Here is a 17,953-nt window from a genome sequence, read left to right on the forward strand (position 1 = left end):
CCCCCCCCCCCCCCCCCCCCCCCCCCCCCCCCCCCCCCCCCCCCCCCCCCCCCCCCCCCCCCCCCCCCCCCCCCCCCCCCCCCCCCCCCCCACCACCGGAGGAGTCGCCGGCTACTGCTTCGACGCGAGCTCGCAGGCCGCCGAGGCGTGCCTCGCCGTCACGTCGGCCCGAACGAGGATGTTCTCGCAGTTCATGACCTTCCCCTGGGCGCCGTCGCGGCAGCCCCGGATCATCTCCTGGGTGATCGAGTACCCCTGGTCCTGCAGGTATTCCACGCAATCCATGTGCGTGGCCTGGGCCGAGCCCGCGCTCACAGGGAAACGGCGGCCGCGGTGATGCCGACGGCGGTCAGGGATGCAACGCGATAAATGTTCTTCACGGGTCCATGCTCCTTTGTCGCGGACTTCCGAATGGGTTTCCGATCCATCGGCGCTGGTGCGCCGGGTCCGCTGGAAGAAGTATCGGCGCCGTCCGAACGGCGCTCCACCCTGGTCCTACCGCCGGGTGGGCAAACCACACTCGGGATTATTCCGGAAGATCGAGGGTGACCGTGAGACAAGTGGTGGTGCACCGGAAGGGTATGGCGACGCCTACTGTCGAGGAACAGGTGCGGAGCCCTGTTCGGGAACGGTGGAATCGATCGAATGATGCCGATACCCGCACTTGTTCGGATCGGTGGGGAAACCTGTTCCACCGCGATTCCCCCACCCGGGCAACCGGATGGGTGCGGATCGGCGCGGCTCGTGTTCTCGCGCTCGGACGCCGCAACGCCGGCCGACCGTCCGGGCACTGCCCGGCCTGACGGTGGGATCACCGCGCCCCGGCTGCTCACGTCGGGTGATAACCCTTCCGGAGCCGCTCGGCCGCACCGAGCCCGTCGCGCCTTCGGCCGGTGTGCGCGTTAGGGTTCCCCGCCTCGGGGTACGCGAGGAATACCGGCAGGACGGGGGGATCGGCTGTGGCCGAAGTGGTGTTGTTCCACCACGCGCACGGGGTGACGCCCGGCGTGACGAGCTTCGCCGAACGACTGGCCGGGGCCGGGCACACCGTCCACGTGCCGGACCTGTTCGAGGGACGGGTCTTCGTCGACCTGACCGACGGCATGGACTACGTGCAGGCGGTCGGGTTCGGCACGATCGCCGAACGCGGCCGGGTCGCCGCCGAGGGCCTGCCCGCCGACGTCGTCTACCTGGGGCTCTCGCTCGGCGTGCTGCCGGCGCAGCTGCTGGCCCAGACCAAGCCGGGCGCCGCCGGGGCGCTGCTGGTCAGCGCCTGCGTGCCGGTGTCGGAGTTCGGCGACGCGTGGCCCGCGAGCGTGCCGGTGCAGGTCCACGCGATGGCCGCCGACCCGGTGTTCGTGGACGACGGCGACCTCGACGCGGCGCGTGCCCTGGTGGCGGGTGCGGCGGACGGGGAGCTGTTCCTGTACCCCGGCGACAAGCACCTGTTCGCCGACGAGAGCCTGTCGTCGTACGACGAGGTGGCCGCCGTGCTGATGATGGAGCGCGTGCTGGCGTTCCTGAACTGATCGGCCGGCGCGTCGGCGCCGGAGAGGCCACGCCAAGGCCCACCCGTTGAGCCGCAACGACCTCGGCCCCCGGCAGCTAGCGGACAGCGGTCCGGCGCGGCGTCGGGTCGTCGGGATGCTGGGGTGGTGAACCGCAGCGAACCGGCCGTGATCGCGGTGTTCCGGCTGCGCGAGTTCCGCTTCCTCTGGGCCGCGGAGTTGTTCTCGGTCCTCGGCGACCAGTTGGCCCGGGTCGCGCTGGCCGTCCTCGTGTACGGGCGCACGCAGTCGGCGTTGTGGGCCGCGGTCGCGTACGCGTTGACGTTCCTGCCCGCGCTGTTCGGCGGGGTCCTGTTGTCCTGGCTCGCCGACCGGCGCCCGCGGCGGGCGGTCATGGTCGGCGCCGACCTCGCGCGCGCCGGCCTGGTGGCGGCGATGGCACTGCCGGGCTTGCCGTTGTGGGCGTTGTGCGCCCTGCTCGTGGTCGTGGTGCTGCTGGGATCGCCGTTCACCGCCGCCCAGGGCGCGTTGCTGCCCGACGTGCTGCCCGGCGACCTGTACGAGCGCGGCTTGGCCGTGCGGCAGATGACGAGCCAGGCCGCGCAACTGGTCGGGTTCGCCGGCGGTGGGGTGCTGGTCGCCGCGATCAGCCCGGGGCTCGCGCTGGTCGGCGACGCGGTGACGTTCCTGGTGTCGGCCGCGCTGATCCGGATCGGTGTGCTGAACCGGCCCCGAGCCGCCGCGGCACGGGACGCCGGGGGCTCGGTGCGCGCGGTGGTCACGTCGATCGCCACCGACCCGCGGCGGCGCGTGCTCGTGCTCCTGGCGTGGCTGGTCGGCTGGTACGTGGTGCCGGAGGCGCTGGCCGCCCCGTACGCCGATCGGCTGGGCGCCGGACCGGCGGCGGTGGGCGTGCTCATGGCGGCCGATCCGCTCGGCAGCGTGCTGGGCGCCTGGCTGTTCGTCCGGCACGTGCCCCCGCACCACCGCGCCCGGCTCGTCGGCGTGCTCGCGGTCGGCGCGGGGATTCCCCTGGTGCTGTGCGCGTTCCACCCCGGTCTCGTGCTCACCTTCGCGTTGTGGAGCCTGTCCGGCGCGGCGTCCACGGCGTACCTGTTGCAGACCCAGAGCGGTTTCGTCCGGGCGACGCCCGACGCCGAACGCGGCCGCGCCATCGGGGTGGCGGCGTCCGGGATCATCGCCGCGCAGGGCCTCGCGGTGTTCGTCGGCGGCTGGGCGGCCGACCTCTGGGACCCGGCGACCGCGACGGCCGCGGCCGGTGCGGTGGGTGCGCTGTGCTCGCTCGCGTGCGCGGTGGCGTGGCACCGGGCGAACCAGCCACCCGCGGCCGGCGTGCCCGCGGGTGGCTGATCCGGACCTCACCAGCTCTTGTTGCGCGCGTACCGGTCGTGGTTCCGCATCGTGACCTCCTGTTCCGGTGGGCCGGGTCGCCCACCGGACCCAGGCTGCTCCGCCGTGGCGCGTCGAAGCCGTGGCCGGCCTGTTGTTGTCACGCCGGGTTCCGACGTGGCGATCGACGGCGGGAGGACGGGTCGCCGCATCGGACCGGGCGGCGCGGTCTCGGTGACGACCGCGCCCGCCTTACGTCGGCCGCGCGAGGGTGAGCCGTGATCCCGTGCCGCTCAGCCCTGTTCCGGGCGCCACGGGCTCTTGCCCGTCGTCGGTCGCGTGGGGTCGTGGAACTTCGGCAGGTCCGGCTCGTCCGGCCGCAACGGCACCAGGCCCGCGGTGATCGCGCGCATGATCCGCTCGTGCGCCCGCCGCGCGTCGCCCGGCTTGCCGTCCTCCAGCCCGGACAGGTCCACCGGCTTGCCGAAGTGCACCTTGAACGTCGGCCGCTTCCGCAGGCCGCGCACGTAGGACGTGAGGTAGGGCTTGGCATCCGCCCACCCGCCGACGTGCGTGTTGCCCCAGTAGACGGCTTCGTGCGCGCCCCACTGGCTCACCGGCACGACCGGGATCCCGCCGCTGAGCGCCAACCTCGCCGCACCCGTCTTGCCCCGCTCCGGCCACAGCCCCGGGTCGAGGCTGATCCGGCCCTCCGGGTACATCGCGATCGGGTCGCCGCCGCGCCGCAGCACCTCGACGGTGCGGTGGTAGGCGTCGCCGACGTCCGCGGCCGAGCGGTCGACGCGCACGTGGCCGGACGCCTTCAGCAGGGGACCGAGGACCGGCGCGTCGAGCAACCCGCCCGCGAGCAGGAACCGCGGCGCGACACCGATCCGGCGGCACGCCGCGATGAGCACGAAGGGGTCGAGGTTGCCGATGTGGTTGGACGCGAGCAGCAGGGGACGGCCCCTGAGGTCCGCCGGGATGTCGCCGGTGACTTCGAGTCGTCCGCTGAGACCGACGACCCCTTGGTCGACGGCGGTCAGCACGCGCCACAGCAGTGGTGTGGACACGACGGGCAGGCTACGGCGTGTCGAGGTGTCGGCGCACCGGGTTCCGGGCAACCATGGGCGTCGAGCCGCGCACGTCGCGTCCGCCGTGAACGTTGGGGCAGCTGAGGCCAGAGGGACTACCGTATACACCATGGCCGGCCGAACTGGAACCTCGCGCAAGGGCACGACCCGCAGCACCGGCTCCGGGTCGAAAGCCCGTGCGAGCGCGTCCAGGTCCGGCGGTTCCCGGCCGGCCTCGAAGCGGTCACCCGCCAAGCGCGCGCCCGCGAAGAAGTCCTCCGGCTCCGTCGGCCGGGTCTGGGGCCTGCTCGGCCGCGGCGTCGGCTCGGTGGTCCGCGCGGTCGGCCGCGGCAAGGAACTCGACCCCGCGCACCGCCGCGACGGCTTGGCGCTGGTCCTCATCGCGGTGGCGGTGATCACCGCCGCGGGCGTGTGGTGGCAGGCGGGCGGACCGGTCGGCCGGTGGGTCGACGTGGCCGTGCGCAGCTCCGTCGGCGGCCCGGCCGTGATCTTCCCCGTGGTGCTGCTGGTGATCGGCGTGACGCTCATGCGCACCGACCCGAACCCCGAGGCGCGGCCACGCCTGGTGATCGGCTCGATCCTGGTCGCGGTCGGGTTCCTCGGCATGTTCCACCTCGCCGGCGGCCTGCCGATGGACCCGGCCGCCCGCCGTGACGCCGGTGGCGCGCTGGGCTACCTCTCCGGCGGTTTCCTCGCGCAGGGCCTCACGTCGTGGGTCGCCGGGCCGCTGCTCGTGCTGATCTTCGCCTACGGCGTGCTGCTGCTCGCGCACCTGCCGATCCGCGACGTGCCCGCCAAGCTAGGCGGCCTCCTGCACCGCAAGCCCGACCAGCTCGACGGTTTCGGCGCCGAGGAGGCGGAGGCCGAGCCCGAGCCGGAGGAGAAGCCGGCCAAGCTGCGCCGCCCGTCCCGCAACCGCCGCCAGGCCGTCGCCGCCGCCGTCCCCGACGAGCAGCCCGAGCTGCCGCTGGACGAAGAGCCGCCACCGCCGCCCGCGCCCAAGCCGGCGCCCAAGCCGAAGTCGACCCCGGAGACCCCGAAAACGGCCGCGATCGCCGTGCGCGCGGTCGAGGGCGACTACCGGCTGCCGCCGCCGACCATCCTCAAGGACGGCGACGCGCCGAAGGCCCGCAGCAAGGCCAACGACGTGATGATCGAGGCCATCTCCGGCGTGCTCGACCAGTTCTCCATCGACGCGCAGGTCACCGGCTTCACCCGCGGCCCGACGGTCACCCGGTACGAGGTGGAGCTGGGTCCGGGCGTGAAGGTCGAGAAGATCACCGCGCTGACCAAGAACATCGCCTACGCGGTCGCCACGGACAACGTGCGGCTGCTGGCGCCGATCCCCGGCAAGTCCGCGGTCGGCATCGAGGTGCCCAACAGCGACCGCGAGATGGTGCGGCTGGGCGACGTGCTGCGCTCGCCGTCCACGGTCAAGGACAACCACCCGATGGTCATCGGGCTGGGCAAGGACATCGAGGGCCACTTCGTCACCGCGAACCTGACCAAGATGCCGCACCTGCTGGTCGCGGGCTCGACGGGGTCGGGCAAGTCGAGCTTCGTGAACTCGATGCTGGTGTCCCTGCTGGCGCGCGCCACCCCGGACGAGGTCCGGATGATCCTGATCGACCCGAAGATGGTCGAGCTGACGCCGTACGAGGGCATCCCGCACCTGATCACGCCCATCATCACCCAGCCGAAGAAGGCCGCCGCCGCACTGGCCTGGCTGGTCGAGGAGATGGAGCAGCGCTACCAGGACATGCAGGTCAACCGGGTGCGGCACATCGACGACTTCAACCGGAAGGTCAAGTCGGGCGAGATCACCGCGCCGCCGGGCAGCGAACGCGTCTACCGGCCGTACCCGTACATCATGGCGATCGTGGACGAGCTGGCCGACCTGATGATGACCGCGCCGCGCGACGTCGAGGACGCGATCGTCCGGATCACGCAGAAGGCGCGTGCGGCGGGCATCCACCTGGTGCTGGCGACGCAGCGGCCGTCGGTGGACGTGGTGACCGGCCTGATCAAGACGAACGTGCCGTCACGGCTGGCGTTCGCCACGTCGTCGTTGACCGACTCGCGGGTCATCCTGGACCAGCCGGGCGCGGAGAAGCTGATCGGCATGGGCGACGGCCTGTACCTGCCGATGGGCGCCTCGAAGCCGGTGCGCGTCCAGGGCGCGTACGTCGGGGACGACGAGATCTCCGAGATCGTCAACTTCGCCAAGGACCAGGCGCAGCCGGAGTACACCGACGGCGTCACGGCGGCGAAGGCGAGCGAGAAGAAGGAGATCGACGACGACATCGGTGACGACCTGGAGGTGCTGATCCAGGCGGCCGAGCTGATCGTCACCTCGCAGTTCGGCTCGACGTCGATGCTCCAGCGCAAGCTGCGGGTCGGCTTCGCGAAGGCCGGTCGGCTCATGGACCTGCTGGAGACGCGCGGTGTCGTCGGGCCGTCGGAGGGTTCGAAGGCCCGTGAGGTCCTGATCAAGCCGGACGAGCTGGACTCGGTCGTCCACCTGATCCGCGGCGGTTCCGGCCCGGACGACGACGGGGACGACTGAACCCTCGGTCATTCCGCGCATTGCGTCGGATCAGCACGTCGCGGCCCGTCGTCGAATTCGGTCGAACGAGTCGGTCGAACCAGTCGAATGCGCCGGAATCGTCCTGGCGTTCGAACCCCGGCGTTGACCCGTGGACCATTGGGGTGCAATAGTTCGTCCACTCCGCCGCCTCGCCAGGTATTCCGCGCGCCCGTCGAATCGAAGCGATTCGACTGACGCGACGAGTGGGCAACGGTGCCCGGGAAGAAGCGTCATGAACAGGATGCGCTCGGCCGCGGTCGCGGTCGCTTTGGTGGGGTCCCTGCTCGGTGCGACCGGTGTCGCGCACGCCGCGGCCTGGTCGTCCAGCGACCAGTGGGCCACGTGGTCGAACGGCGGGTACACCGTCCGCAACAACATCTGGGGCTCCGGCGCCGGGTTCCAGGCGATCTGGGCGAACTCGTACAGCAACTGGGGCGTGTGGGCGAACCACCCGAACACCGGCGGCGTGAAGTCCTACCCCCACTCGGCGAAGGCCGTGAACCGGAAGCTCAGCGGGCTGAGCAGGCTTTCGAGCTCCTTCAACGTGTCCCGGCCGGGTTCGGGCGCGTACGCGACGGCTTATGACATCTGGGCCGACAACCACGCCTACGAGATCATGATCTGGGTCAACAAGCAGGGCGCGGTCGGGCCGATCGGGTCGAAGCAGGCGACCGCTTCCGTCGGCGGCCACACGTGGGACGTGTACCGGGGTTCCAACGGCTCCAACGCCGTGTTCTCGTTCGTGCGGACGGGCAACACCAACGCCGGCACGGTCGACGTGCTCGCCGTGCTGAAGTGGATCGGGGCGCGCGGCTGGTACGGCGACGTGACCGTCGGCGACGTGCAGTTCGGCTTCGAGATCACCTCGTCGTCCGGCGGCATGGACTTCGTCTCGAACAGCTTCTCCATCACCACCTGAGTCCGGTTACACCGCCAACCGCCCGGATTTGTCGCCGGCGAGGGCTGGTCGCGGAGTTGCGGGGGTTGCGCGCCATGGCACGCAACCCCCCTACGGCCACTCCGACTCCGCGCGATCACTGCCGGCGCACCACAAATGGCTGCACGCCGGAAGACCCCGCGGAGCGATGGGAAAGTCAGCTCGCGCCGAACTCGCGCACGGCCTTGTAGTACAGGTCCGCCGTGCGGTTGCAGGACCAGTTGCCCGCGCACTGGTGGTACAGGTCGGTCTTGAAGTTGTTGTCGATCCGCAGCCGGGTCGTCTCGTTGAACCGCCCCTGCCGCTTGTAGTTGCGGTAACCGAAGTCGTGCCGGTGGCAGGCCGGCAGGAACTTGAACCCGAACGGGTTGTCCGGCGACCACGAACAACCGTCCGACGACCAGTCGAGTTGGTCGCTGTAAGGCCGCTGCGTGCGCAGGGAGCTGAACTGCGACAAGGACTTGCTGAAGAGGTAGTCGTCGGTCACGGCGGGCGCGTTGATGGCCGCCTGGCCGACACCGGTGCCGACGCCGACCAGCAGGGCGAGCGAGGCGAGCACGACGGTGAAAGCATTGCGCAGGGATTTCGCCAGCACTGTTCTTCCCCTCGGTTTTCGGGTTTGAGGGGTTCTTACCGGTCGAGATCAACGCACAACAGCCCCGATCGGCTCATACCGCGTCAACGACGGGTGAACGTTCGCCCGCACCTGATCACCGGGTCAACCGGCCACTGGGCCGTCCGGAGGCAGACCTGTTGGGCCACAACGCCCCTCCGCTCAAGCCGAACCGCCCATCGCACTGCCCGTGCCCGGCCGATGCGGGCTGGTCTGCCCGGACGCAAGCCGCCGCGGGCACTTCACGCGGCCGGTTCGGACGGACGTCGTACGGGCGCGATCACGCCGCGCGCCGCCGGTAGTACTCCGACACCCAAGGCCCGGCCAGTCCCGCCGCCATGACGTACCCGAACGCCACGAGCCACACCACCGGACCCGCCGAGGCGGCGACCGGCGGCACCAGCAGGCACTCGGCGACGAACACCAGCACCCAGAACACCAACCGCTTCACCCCCGACCGCAACGGGTGCCTGCCGATCGACCGGTCGTACCGGTACCCCGCGCGCAGCCCGACCAACCCGCCGATCAGTGCGATCACGCCGCCCCCCGGGTGCGGAAGCGGGACGGCGACGCCGGGGCAAGCGCTTGCGGCCGCCCGACCGCGTCACCGTCCGGTCGCGGGAAACCTCCGCCGAGCCCGGCGGGCGCCGCGCCGACGACGCGCGAGCCGGCGTCCGGCACCGGCAGGCCCGGCGAGCTCGGGTGCGGGCGGACCGGCGCGGTGGGCCGGTCCGGGTCGAGCGGGCGAGCCGAACCCCTCCGCACCGGCTCGACCGGCTCGACCCGCACCCGTGCCCCGTCGCCGGGCACGTCTGGGAGTTCGCCCCGCACCAGGGCGGGACCGGGCGCCGTCACCTGCCCGGCTCGTCGTGGTCGTCGCCACGGTCGAGGAACCGCTGGATCGTCGGCTCGTCGGGGAACTCGTCGTCCTCGTCGGTCTCGATGAGACGTTCCGCGATGGGCACCGGTTCCTCGACCCAGGCGGGCTGGAAGTCGTCGCTCGGCAGCAGTTGGTGGCGGCGGGCGAACTGCTCGGCGGCCTCGCGGATGGACTCGCGCAGCGTGCCGATGACCACCGTCTCGGCGGTGTAGGTCAGCTCCACGAGCAGCGCGCGCATCCGGTCGAGCTGGTCGTCCTGGTCCGCGTTCTCCGCCAGCTGCGGCCACAGCCTGCGCTCGAAGACCTCCACGAAGTCGGCCGCGATGCCGTCGGTGGCCGTGCGCAGGTTCGCGAACTTGTCCAGCACGTCCTCGCTGGGGACGGTCAGCGCGGCGAGCCGGTTGCCCGCCTCCAGCGCCCAGCGGCGGACGTGCGGCCACCCGTGGCGCCAGCGGACCAGCCCGAGCTGCACGGCGCGGCGCAGGACGCGCGGCCGGACGTCGCCGAGCGGGACCAGGCGGCTGATGTCGCGGACCTTGATCCGGACCCAGTCGTCCGGGCCCTCCGCCTCGCCGACGCCCAGCACCGCCGCGACGCTCGCGCCCTTCTCGCGCGCCTTCACCAGTTCGGCGATGGCGGGCAGGGAGAAGCCGCGGGACTGGAGGCGTTGGACGAGGGTGAGCCGTTCCAGGTGGGAGGCGTCGTAGTAGGCGACGCGGCCCTGCCTGCGCGGCGCGTGCAGCACGCCCTTGGTCTGGTACATGCGGATCGTGCTGCCCGGCAGGCCGACCCGCACCGCCAGCTCGTCGACCGTCAACTGCTCCACGTCCTCGATCTTGGCGGGCGCCGTTCGTGGAGTCAAGACTCTTCGAGTGAACGCTCGAAGAGTTACAGGTGCAGCAGCATGCGCGAGTTGCCCAGGGTGTTGGGCTTCACGTACGAGAGGTCGAGGAACTCCGCCACGCCCTCGTCGGCCGACCGCATGATCTCCTCGTACACCTCGGGGGAGACGGGCGTGCCGTCGATCTCCACGAACCCGTGCCTGCCGAAGAACCCGGTCTCGAACGTCAGCACGAACAACCGCTCCAGCTGCAGCTCGCGAGCGGTCTCGATCAACCGGTGCACGATCCGGTGGCCGATGCCCCGGCCCAACGCGTGCGGCGACACCGCCACCGTGCGGATCTCGGCCAGGTCCTCCCACAGCACGTGCAACGCGCCACACCCGAGGACGACACCGTCCTCCTCGGCGACCCAGAACTCCTGGATGTCCTCGAACAGCGTGACGAGCGGTTTGGACAGCAGCACCTTGCCGGCGTACGCGTCGATGAGGGCCTTCATCGCCCGAACGTCGCCGGTGCGGGCGCGACGCACGTTGATCGAGTCGTTCACGCGCTCAACGTAACCTTCGGTCGCGACCGCGTCTTATCCGGCGGGTGGCCACCACGGAATCCGGGCGAACCCCCAGAGCCGCAGCGCAACGACCTTCGGTCTTCCGTCGTCGCAGGCCGGGTGACGGCGCTCGGCGGGCTGCCGCGGCCGAACGCGTCGTCCCCGGCCGCGCGGCCCAATCCGACATTTCGGAACCGCTGTCGGTATATGAGTGGTCCACCGGGAACGCGAATTCCCAGTCGGCCGGGAGCCCGGCCCGTTCGGCGCCGACGTGGGCGACTTCTCGTGGGCGAATTGCGCTGTTCGACCGGACTCGCGGTGTCCGGTCCGACGGTCGCGCGGTGGCGGCGGGGAACGCCGCGAGCGGTGCTGCGCACCTGACCTCGACAGCACACCCCACGGGCGGACGGGGAGGGGGCGAGCGCCGGTTACGCTGAGCACCGTGTCTTCCCCCACCACGTCCAAGCGCGTCGCCATGCTGACCCTCGGGTGCGCCCGCAACGAAGTCGACTCCGAGGAGCTGGCCGGTCGCCTCACCGCCGGCGGCTGGGAGCTGGTCGACGACGAAGCCGACGTGGTCGTGGTCAACACGTGCGGCTTCGTGGAGTCCGCCAAGAAGGACTCGGTGGACACCCTCCTCGCCGCCGCCGACAGCGGCGCGAAGGTGGTCGCGGTCGGGTGCATGGCCGAGCGCTACGGCGCCGAGCTGGCCGACAGCCTGCCCGAGGCGAACGCCGTGCTCGGGTTCGACCACTACACCGACCTGGCCGACCGGTTGGACGACGTCCTGGCCGGTCAGAGCATCGAGTCGCACAAGCCGGTCGACCGGCGCACGCTGCTGCCGCTCACGCCCGTGCAGCGGCCGAAGGCCGCCGAAGAGGTGCAGGTGCCCGGCCACGGCTGGGGCCCGCGCGTGCTGCGCACCCGCCTCGCCGACACGCCCGTGGCGCCGCTGAAGATCGCCTCCGGCTGCGACCGCCGCTGCTCGTTCTGCGCGATCCCGTCCTTCCGCGGCGCGTTCGTCTCCCGCCACCCGGACGAGGTGGTGGCCGAGGCGATGTGGCTGGCCGAGCAGGGCGTGCGCGAGGTGTTCCTGGTCTCGGAGAACTCCACCTCCTACGCCAAGGACCTGCCGCGCGAGCTGGGCGGCCTGGAGCTGCTCCTGCAGCGGCTGGCGAAGGTGCCCGGCATCGACCGCGTCCGCGTGTCCTACCTGCAGCCCGCCGAGACCAAGCCCACGCTGGTCAAGGCCATCGCCACGACCGACGGCGTGGCCGACTACTTCGACATGTCCTTCCAGCACTCCAGCGAGCCCGTGCTGCGCCGGATGCGCCGGTTCGGCTCCACCGAGTCGTTCCTCGGCCTGGTCGAGCAGATCCGCTCCCTCGCGCCGCGCGCGGGCATCCGCAGCAACGTCATCGTCGGCTTCCCCGGTGAGACCGAGGACGACGTGGCCGAACTGGAGCGCTTCCTCACCGCCGCCCGGCTGGACGCGGTCGGCGTGTTCGGCTACTCCGACGAGGACGGCACCGAGGCCGAGAACCTGCCGGACAAGCTGGACGCCGACACGATCGCCGAGCGGGTCGCCCGCATCTCGAACCTGGTCGAGGAACTCACGTCCCAGCGCGCCGAGGACCGCGTCGGCGAGGAGGTCGTCGTCCTGGTCGAGACCGAGGAGGACGACGAGAACGACTGCGTCGGCCGTGCCGCCCACCAGGCGCCCGAGGTCGACGGCGAGTGCGTCGTCACCAACGCCGACGGCCTGCGGGTCGGGGACCTGGTGCGCTGCCGCGTCGACTCCTCCGAGGGCGTCGACCTGGTCGTGACAGCGATCGAGGTGCTCCCGAGGTGACCGAACCCGCGCGCGTGCCGGTGCTGAACATCGCCAACGTGCTGACGATGTCCCGGCTGGTGCTCGTGCCGGTGTTCCTCTACTTCCTGTTCGCCGAGGACGGTCACCAGTCGTGGTGGCGGCTGGCCGCGTTCGGGGTGTTCGCCGTGGCGTCGGTCACCGACCACGTGGACGGCAACCTGGCCCGCAAGCACGGCCTGATCACCGACTTCGGCAAGATCGCCGACCCGATCGCGGACAAGGCGCTCACCGGCGCCGCGCTGGTGGGCCTGAGCCTGCTCGGCGAGCTGCCGTGGTGGGTGACGGTGGTCATCGCGGTCCGCGAGCTCGGCGTGACGCTGCTGCGCTTCTGGGTCATCCGGCACGGCGTGATCCCGGCCAGCCGCGGCGGCAAGGCCAAGACGCTCGTGCAGATCGTCGCCATCGGCCTGTACGTGCTGCCGCTGCCGTCCTGGTTGGACGCCGTCTCGGTGGTCACGATGGGCGCGGCCGTGGTGCTGACCGTCGTCACGGGCGTCGACTACGTCATCCGCGCGTTCCGGCTGCGGGCCAGGGGCAAGCGGGCGGTGGCCGGGGCGTGAGCGCCGCCGACGTCGTCCGGACCCTGTCGGAACGAGGTGAGACGGTCGCCACCGCCGAATCGCTGACCGCGGGCCTGGTGACCGCCGAGCTGACCTCCGTGCCCGGTTCCAGCGCCGTGGTGCGCGGCGGGCTGGTGGTCTACGCGACGGACCTCAAGCACGCGCTCGCGGGCGTGGACGCGGCGCTGCTGGCCGAGCACGGCGCCGTGCACCCCGAGGTGGCCCGGCAGCTGGCCGAGGGCGCACGGGAGCGCTGCGGCGCGACGTGGGGCCTCGGGCTGACCGGCGTGGCCGGTCCCGACCCGCAGGACGGCGTCGGGCCGGGCACCGTCCACATCGGTTTGTCCGGTCCGTCCGGAACGCTCGTCCGAACGCTCACTCTCGGTGGTGGGCGTGACGAAGTCCGCAAGAGTTCGACAACAGCGGCGCTGAACCTCCTGCTCGACCACCTCAAGATCCCCGGCGAGTGACGTGAGCAGCGCGTTCCCCGTCACACCGGGACACCCACGCGGGAACTTACCGACGAGTTCACTCGTTCGCCCTTGGCGGACGTGTCGGGAAGTCACTGCCCGTCGACGGGACGGGTCGGTAACGTGGTGGCACGGCCGGCCGGAAGGAGGCGCGCGATGACCGTGCTGCTACGCGAGGCGATCGGTGATCGGCTCCGCCATGCCCGCACCACCCAACGCCGCACGCTGCGCGAGGTCTCCAGGACCGCCCGCGTCAGCTTGGGGTACCTCTCCGAGGTGGAGCGTGGCCGCAAGGAGGCGTCCAGCGAGCTGTTGGCCGCGATCTGCGAAGCGTTGGACCTGCCCCTGTGGGAGCTGCTGCACCTGGTCGCCTCGGACATCGGCGCCGTCCAGCGCCCCGTGCCGACGCCCGCCGAGCTCACCGAACGGGCGCCCGCGCCTGCGTCCGCGCAGGCGGGTCTGGAGGGCGGCACGATGGTGCCCGCGGTGATCGGCAACGACCTGTCCGACCTGCGCTTGCAGCCCGTGCTGACGCATCGGCTGTCCACTTCCATCAGCAAGCCGCGCAACGCGGTGGTGGCGGCGTAACACCTGGTGACACGTGCCTGAGCCGAGCCGGTCCGACCGGCTCGGCTTTCGGCGCTTGCAACGAGTTGGCAACCCCGCACGGGGTCGCCGCGTCGCCCGGGAGGCGGACGGGCAGGATGACCATGCCGACGAAAGTCGGGGGGTGACTCAGGGTGATCCCGGATATCTCCCCAGGTCGGTGGAAGCAGCGCGGGACACCTGACACGATGGAACCAACACCGGCACCGGGTCGTTGCCAATCACGAGCGCGAGCCAGGGAAGTGCGGAGAAGGCAGGCGTAGCAGATGGCCAACCCTTTCGTGAAGGCATGGAAGTACTTCATGGCGGCTTTTTCGTCCAAGATCGACGAGCACGCCGACCCGAAGGTGCAGATCCAGCAGGCCATCGAGGAGGCGCAGCGGCAGCACCAGGCGCTGTCCCAGCAGGCCGCCGCGGTGATCGGCAACCAGCGCCAGCTCGAGATGAAGCTCAACCGCCAGCTCGGCGAAGTGGAGAAGCTCCAGGCATCCGCACGCCAGGCGCTCGTGCTCGCCGACGAGGCCAGGGCGAAGGGTGACGACGCGCGCGCGACGCAGTTCGAGACCGCGGCGCAGGGCTTCGCCACCCAGCTGGTGACCGCGGAGCAGAGCATCGAGGACCTGAAGACGCTGCACGACCAGGCGTTGCAGGCGGCGACGCAGGCCAAGCAGGCGGTCGAGCGCAACGCGATGGTCCTGCAGACCAAGCTCGCCGAGCGCACCAAGCTGCTCAGCCAGCTGGAGCAGGCGAAGATGCAGGAGCAGGTCTCGCACTCGCTGCGCCAGATGACCGAGCTGGCGGCGCCGGGCAACACGCCGTCGCTGGAAGAGGTCCGCGACAAGATCGAGAAGCGGTACACCACCGCGCTCGGCTCGGCGGAGCTGGCGCAGAACTCGGTGCAGGGCCGGATGCTGGAGGTCCAGCAGTCGACCACCGAGATGGCGGGCCACTCGCGGCTGGAGCAGATCCGCGCGTCGATGGCGGGCGGCAAGGTCGCCGGCGAGGTGACGAGCGGTCAGCCCGCCAGTGCGAGCGCGAGCATCCAGCAGGAGATCCAGCAACGGGTCCAGCAGACGCAGGCGCAGCCCACCCAGCAGGTCCAGCAGAACCCGCCGGCGAGCCAGAGCTGAGAGGGTGGTGTCCGCGATGGAACCCCGGCGGAAGGTGGCCGGCGAGATCGCTCAGGTCATCGGCGGCCAGCTCCAAGGGCACCTCGCGGACCAGGTGAAACGGCGGTACGCCGCCTGGAACGACCCGCGCGCGAAGCTCGATCGGCGGTACCGCCGATCGAGCCGCGTGCTCACCTTCTGGCTGATCGTGCTGGCCCTGCTCGCGGTGGTCGGCACGCTCACGCTGGTCGGGGCGCTCGGCGCGGCGCCCGGCGTGGTGGCGGCCCTCGGGTTCGCCGGCACGTCCGTGCTGGCCGTGCGCACCAACCTGAAGATGAGGGGCATCGACGCCGAGCGGCGGCAGCTGGAGGCCGCGCCGGCGCCCGAGCCGCTGCCCGCCCGCTCCTCGGCGGCCCGTCAGCCGATGGAACGGTTGGAGGACGCCCAGGACACGTTGCGGGAGCTGCTGCGCCAGCTCGACTCCGCGGCGCTGACGTCCATCCCCACCGACTCGGTCGAGCAGGCCCGCGCCACCGGCGCCGAGGCCGCCTCCGCGATCCGGGCCGTCTCCCGCCAGTTGCAGGCCGTGGAACGGGCGCGCGACACCGCCCCGCCGCTGGACCGCGCACCGCTGGTCGAAGGGGTGCGAAGACTGCGGGCCCAGCTCGACGAGGGCGTGGACGGCTACTGCGGCCTGGTCGCCGCCGCCGGTCGCGTGCTCGCCGAGAGCACCGCCTCCAACCCCCGGCAGGTCCTGGGCGACGCGACGGACCACCTCGCGGGCCTCGCCTCCGCGTTGCGCGAGCTGTCGCGCTGACCTCGTCGCGGATCTCTCCGCACCGGCCGCACGGCCATCTGCACGAACCGCGATTGCGTCACGTTGCGTAGCGGAGTTGCGCTAACCTCGAGTCCGCAGTGGCGTACGCTGCTGCGATCGTGTGATTATCAGACCGTTATATGGCCGCGGCCACTACTTGGCGTGGCAGGATCCCTGGGTCGGACAGCGTGGTCCGTCCTGGTCGCCGGGGAGGTCATTGAGTGGCGTTGTGGACCGTGCGCGGCGATGGCCGCCCCATCGACGGTGACGCCGTCGCGCCGCAGGAGCGGCTGACCTGGCCGCGCACCATCGGTTTCGGCGCCCAGCACCTGGTCGCGATGGCAGGCGCCACGATCCTCGTACCCGCCACCACCGGTCTCCCGGTCAGCACCACCCTGCTGTTCTCCGGTCTCGGCACGCTGCTGTTCCTGGTGATCACCCGCAACCGCGTGCCCAGCTACCTCGGCGCGTCGTTCGCGTTCATCGCGCCGCTGTCCGCCGCCCGGGACGAGGGCATCGCCGCGCAGCTCGGCGGCGTGCTCGCGGCCGGCCTCCTGGTGATCATCATCGGGGTGGCGGTGAAGGCGCTCGGCGTGCGGCTGCTGGAGGCCGTGATGCCGCCGGTGGTGACCGGCGCGGTGGTCGTGCTGATCGGCCTCAACCTGTCGCACCGGGCCACCGACTCGTTCGCCCAGCAGCCGCTGCCCGCCGTGGTCACGATGGGGATCATCCTGCTGTGCGGCGTGCTCGGCCGCGGCTCGTCGTTCCGCTTCTCCGTGCTCATCGGCGTGGTCGTCGGCTGGGCCCTCGGCTTCTGGCTCGACCTGGTCGACACGGCCGCCGTGGGTCGGGCCGCCTGGTTCGGGCTGCCCGAGTTCCACGCGCCGGAGCTGCGGCCGTCGGTCACGCTGCTCGTGCTGCCGGTGGTGATCGTGCTGGTCGCGGAGAACGTCGGCCACGTCAAGGCGATCGGCGCGCTGACCGGCCGCAACCTCGACGGCAACGTCGGCGACTCGATCATCGCCAACGGGGTGTCCACCGCGCTGGCCGGTGTCGGCGGCGGGTCGGGCACCACCACGTACTCCGAGAACATCGGCGTGATGGGCGTGACCAAGGTCTTCTCGACCGCCGCGTACGCGGTGACCGGGGTGGCCGCGGTGCTGATGTCGTTCTCGCCGAAGATCACCGCCGTGCTCGCGACCATCCCGGCGGGCGTGGTCGGCGGCGCGACGCTGGTGCTGCTCGGCCTGATCAGCCTGGTCGGCGTGCGGGTGTGGATGGAGAACCGGGTCGACCTGACCAACCCGGGCAACGCGCTGGTCGGCGGTGCCGCGCTGGTCGCCGGCGTGGGCGACCTGACGCTGGAGCTGGGTGACATGGAACTCGGCGGCCTGGTCTGGGGCTCGCTGCTGGTGGTGATCCTGCACCCGGTCCTGCGCTGGCTGCGGACCGCCCGCAAGGCCTGAGCGTCACCCGAGCGCGGCCTCCTCGTAGGCGAAGTGCGCTTCCAGCTCCTCCTCCAACCGGTCCAGCTCGGGGAGCAGCCGGTCCGGGTCGTCGGCCAGGGCGGCGATCTCGGTGATCACCCCGGCCACCACCCGGTGCTCCTCGCGCAGCCGGGCCAGCACCGGCGCCAGCGCTGGGTCGTGGTCCTCGAACGCGGTGAACGCGCCGTCCTCCCTGATGTGGTGCATCCGCATGTTGTCGCAGAACGCCAGGCAGTGATCACGCAGGTCACGGCGGCCGGTCGGGTCCGCCCGCAACCGCCGCAGTTGGGCGCGCAGGTCGTCGTGGTGGCGGCGCAGCTGCGCCACGATCGCCTCGACCCGCTCCGGGTCCAGCCGCAGCACGGTGAGCGCGACGACCGGGATCACCCTCGTGGTCGCCTCGGCGTAGGCGCGGAACGCCGGGTCGCGCCGCGCCTGCACGGCGTAGAAGCGGTCGCGGTCGGCGCCTTCCAGCGGCACGGCCCGGGGGGGGGGGGGGGGGGGGGGGGGGGCCCCCCCCCCCCCCCCCCCCCCCCCCCCCCCTCCTCCCCCCCCCCCCCCCCCCCCCCCCCCCCCCCCGCGCCCGCCTCGTCGATGAGGTCGATCGCCTTGTCCGGCAGGAACCGGTCGTTGATGTACCGGTCGGCCAGCGTGGCGGCGGCGACCAGCGCGG

The 17,953-nt window shown here is 71.8% G+C and carries 19 protein-coding genes and 1 pseudogene; 11 read left to right on the forward strand and 9 right to left on the reverse strand.

All coding sequences use genetic code 11. From position 1 onward, the window contains the following. Positions 1-111 precede the first annotated feature (111 nt). Positions 112-276 (reverse strand): hypothetical protein, encoded by a 165-nt coding sequence (locus ACZ7GX_RS44055; RefSeq protein WP_498786593.1) that lies wholly within the window; start codon positions 274-276, stop codon positions 112-114. Positions 277-959: 683 nt separating this feature from the next. Here ACZ7GX_RS44055 and ACZ7GX_RS44060 point away from each other — a divergent pair. Together ACZ7GX_RS44060 and ACZ7GX_RS44065 are read left to right on the forward strand one after the other, a co-directional pair. Further along, a complete protein-coding gene (locus tag ACZ7GX_RS44060) occupies positions 960-1,529 on the forward strand; it encodes a dienelactone hydrolase family protein (RefSeq protein WP_498786595.1) in 570 nt (189 codons plus the stop codon). A 126-nt stretch (positions 1,530-1,655) separates the two neighbouring features. Beyond that, positions 1,656-2,879, forward strand: coding sequence for an MFS transporter (locus ACZ7GX_RS44065; protein ID WP_498786597.1), 1,224 nt, complete (start codon positions 1,656-1,658; stop codon positions 2,877-2,879). A gap of 272 nt (positions 2,880-3,151) precedes the next feature. On the opposite strand, the gene ACZ7GX_RS44070 is transcribed toward ACZ7GX_RS44065, so the two are convergent. Beyond that, entirely contained in the window at positions 3,152-3,931 is a 780-nt protein-coding gene (locus ACZ7GX_RS44070; protein WP_498786599.1) for a lysophospholipid acyltransferase family protein, read from the reverse strand. Positions 3,932-4,061: 130 nt separating this feature from the next. Here ACZ7GX_RS44070 and ACZ7GX_RS44075 point away from each other — a divergent pair, with 130 nt between their 5' ends. Then, positions 4,062-6,518: an FtsK/SpoIIIE family DNA translocase gene (locus ACZ7GX_RS44075; protein WP_498786601.1), complete on the forward strand. Its 2,457-nt coding sequence runs from the start codon at positions 4,062-4,064 to the stop codon at positions 6,516-6,518. 253 nt (positions 6,519-6,771) lie between these two features. Beyond that, positions 6,772-7,458: a glycoside hydrolase family 12 protein gene (locus ACZ7GX_RS44080; RefSeq protein ID WP_498786603.1), complete on the forward strand. Its 687-nt coding sequence runs from the start codon at positions 6,772-6,774 to the stop codon at positions 7,456-7,458. 175 nt (positions 7,459-7,633) lie between these two features. Here ACZ7GX_RS44080 and ACZ7GX_RS44085 read toward each other — a convergent pair whose 3' ends face one another. The 5 genes from ACZ7GX_RS44085 to ACZ7GX_RS44105 form a co-directional block, all read right to left on the reverse strand. Then, complete coding sequence (locus ACZ7GX_RS44085) at positions 7,634-8,068, reverse strand: phospholipase (protein WP_498786626.1); 435 nt, start codon at positions 8,066-8,068, stop codon at positions 7,634-7,636. 301 nt (positions 8,069-8,369) lie between these two features. Next, positions 8,370-8,627 (reverse strand): hypothetical protein, encoded by a 258-nt coding sequence (locus ACZ7GX_RS44090; RefSeq protein WP_498786605.1) that lies wholly within the window; start codon positions 8,625-8,627, stop codon positions 8,370-8,372. Beyond that, positions 8,624-8,944, reverse strand: a complete 321-nt coding sequence (locus tag ACZ7GX_RS44095; protein ID WP_498786607.1) for a hypothetical protein — start codon at positions 8,942-8,944, stop codon at positions 8,624-8,626. The genes ACZ7GX_RS44090 and ACZ7GX_RS44095 overlap by 4 nt, the downstream gene beginning before the upstream one ends. Continuing rightward, the gene (locus tag ACZ7GX_RS44100; RefSeq protein ID WP_498786609.1) at positions 8,941-9,831 is read right to left on the reverse strand and encodes a MerR family transcriptional regulator; all 891 of its coding nucleotides are present in this window, start codon (positions 9,829-9,831) and stop codon (positions 8,941-8,943) included. The genes ACZ7GX_RS44095 and ACZ7GX_RS44100 overlap by 4 nt, the downstream gene beginning before the upstream one ends. Positions 9,832-9,857: 26 nt before the next feature. Then, a complete protein-coding gene (locus ACZ7GX_RS44105; protein ID WP_498786611.1) occupies positions 9,858-10,358 on the reverse strand; it encodes an amino-acid N-acetyltransferase in 501 nt (166 codons plus the stop codon). Positions 10,359-10,833: 475 nt separating this feature from the next. On the opposite strand from ACZ7GX_RS44105, the gene rimO reads away from it, so the two are divergent. From rimO to ACZ7GX_RS44140, 7 genes are all read left to right on the forward strand, one after another. Continuing rightward, positions 10,834-12,210, forward strand: coding sequence for a 30S ribosomal protein S12 methylthiotransferase RimO (rimO, locus tag ACZ7GX_RS44110; protein ID WP_498786628.1), 1,377 nt, complete (start codon positions 10,834-10,836; stop codon positions 12,208-12,210). Continuing rightward, positions 12,207-12,791, forward strand: a complete 585-nt coding sequence (gene pgsA, locus ACZ7GX_RS44115; RefSeq protein WP_498786613.1) for a CDP-diacylglycerol--glycerol-3-phosphate 3-phosphatidyltransferase — start codon at positions 12,207-12,209, stop codon at positions 12,789-12,791. Before rimO ends, pgsA begins: the two co-directional genes overlap by 4 nt. Next, complete coding sequence (locus ACZ7GX_RS44120; protein WP_498786615.1) at positions 12,788-13,261, forward strand: CinA family protein; 474 nt, start codon at positions 12,788-12,790, stop codon at positions 13,259-13,261. The genes pgsA and ACZ7GX_RS44120 overlap by 4 nt, the downstream gene beginning before the upstream one ends. A gap of 156 nt (positions 13,262-13,417) precedes the next feature. Further along, on the forward strand, positions 13,418-13,849 hold the full coding sequence (locus ACZ7GX_RS44125) for a helix-turn-helix domain-containing protein (RefSeq protein WP_498786617.1): 432 nt from the start codon (positions 13,418-13,420) through the stop codon (positions 13,847-13,849). 284 nt (positions 13,850-14,133) lie between these two features. After that, positions 14,134-14,997 carry a PspA/IM30 family protein gene (locus ACZ7GX_RS44130; protein WP_498786618.1) on the forward strand — a complete coding sequence of 288 codons (864 nt, stop codon included), beginning with the start codon at positions 14,134-14,136 and terminating at the stop codon, positions 14,995-14,997. A 16-nt stretch (positions 14,998-15,013) separates the two neighbouring features. Beyond that, the gene (pspM, locus tag ACZ7GX_RS44135) at positions 15,014-15,793 is read left to right on the forward strand and encodes a phage shock envelope stress response protein PspM (RefSeq protein WP_498786620.1); all 780 of its coding nucleotides are present in this window, start codon (positions 15,014-15,016) and stop codon (positions 15,791-15,793) included. A gap of 221 nt (positions 15,794-16,014) precedes the next feature. Beyond that, a complete protein-coding gene (locus tag ACZ7GX_RS44140) occupies positions 16,015-17,259 on the forward strand; it encodes a uracil-xanthine permease family protein (RefSeq protein ID WP_498786622.1) in 1,245 nt (414 codons plus the stop codon). Between the two features lie 3 nt (positions 17,260-17,262). Here the strand turns inward: ACZ7GX_RS44140 and ACZ7GX_RS44145 are convergent, their stop codons facing one another. Together ACZ7GX_RS44145 and ACZ7GX_RS44150 are read right to left on the reverse strand one after the other, a co-directional pair. Further along, positions 17,263-17,760, reverse strand: coding sequence for a hemerythrin domain-containing protein (locus ACZ7GX_RS44145; protein WP_498786624.1), 498 nt, complete (start codon positions 17,758-17,760; stop codon positions 17,263-17,265). Positions 17,761-17,858: 98 nt separating this feature from the next. After that, positions 17,859-17,953 (reverse strand): annotated as a pseudogene (locus ACZ7GX_RS44150) (hypothetical protein); the annotation flags it as partial.

This window comes from Actinosynnema sp. NPDC037264, assembly GCF_055603705.1.

Bases quoted from the DNA above. Each gene is read 5' to 3' on its own strand.
- ACZ7GX_RS44075 (WP_498786601.1), top strand. From the start codon at position 4,062: ATGGCCGGCCGAACTGGAACCTCGCGCAAGGGCACGACCCGCAGCACC.
- ACZ7GX_RS44080 (WP_498786603.1), top strand. From the start codon at position 6,772: ATGAACAGGATGCGCTCGGCCGCGGTCGCGGTCGCTTTGGTGGGGTCC.
- rimO (WP_498786628.1), top strand. From the start codon at position 10,834: ATGCTGACCCTCGGGTGCGCCCGCAACGAAGTCGACTCCGAGGAGCTG.
- ACZ7GX_RS44125 (WP_498786617.1), top strand. From the start codon at position 13,418: ATGACCGTGCTGCTACGCGAGGCGATCGGTGATCGGCTCCGCCATGCC.
- ACZ7GX_RS44130 (WP_498786618.1), top strand. From the start codon at position 14,134: ATGGCCAACCCTTTCGTGAAGGCATGGAAGTACTTCATGGCGGCTTTT.
- pspM (WP_498786620.1), top strand. From the start codon at position 15,014: ATGGAACCCCGGCGGAAGGTGGCCGGCGAGATCGCTCAGGTCATCGGC.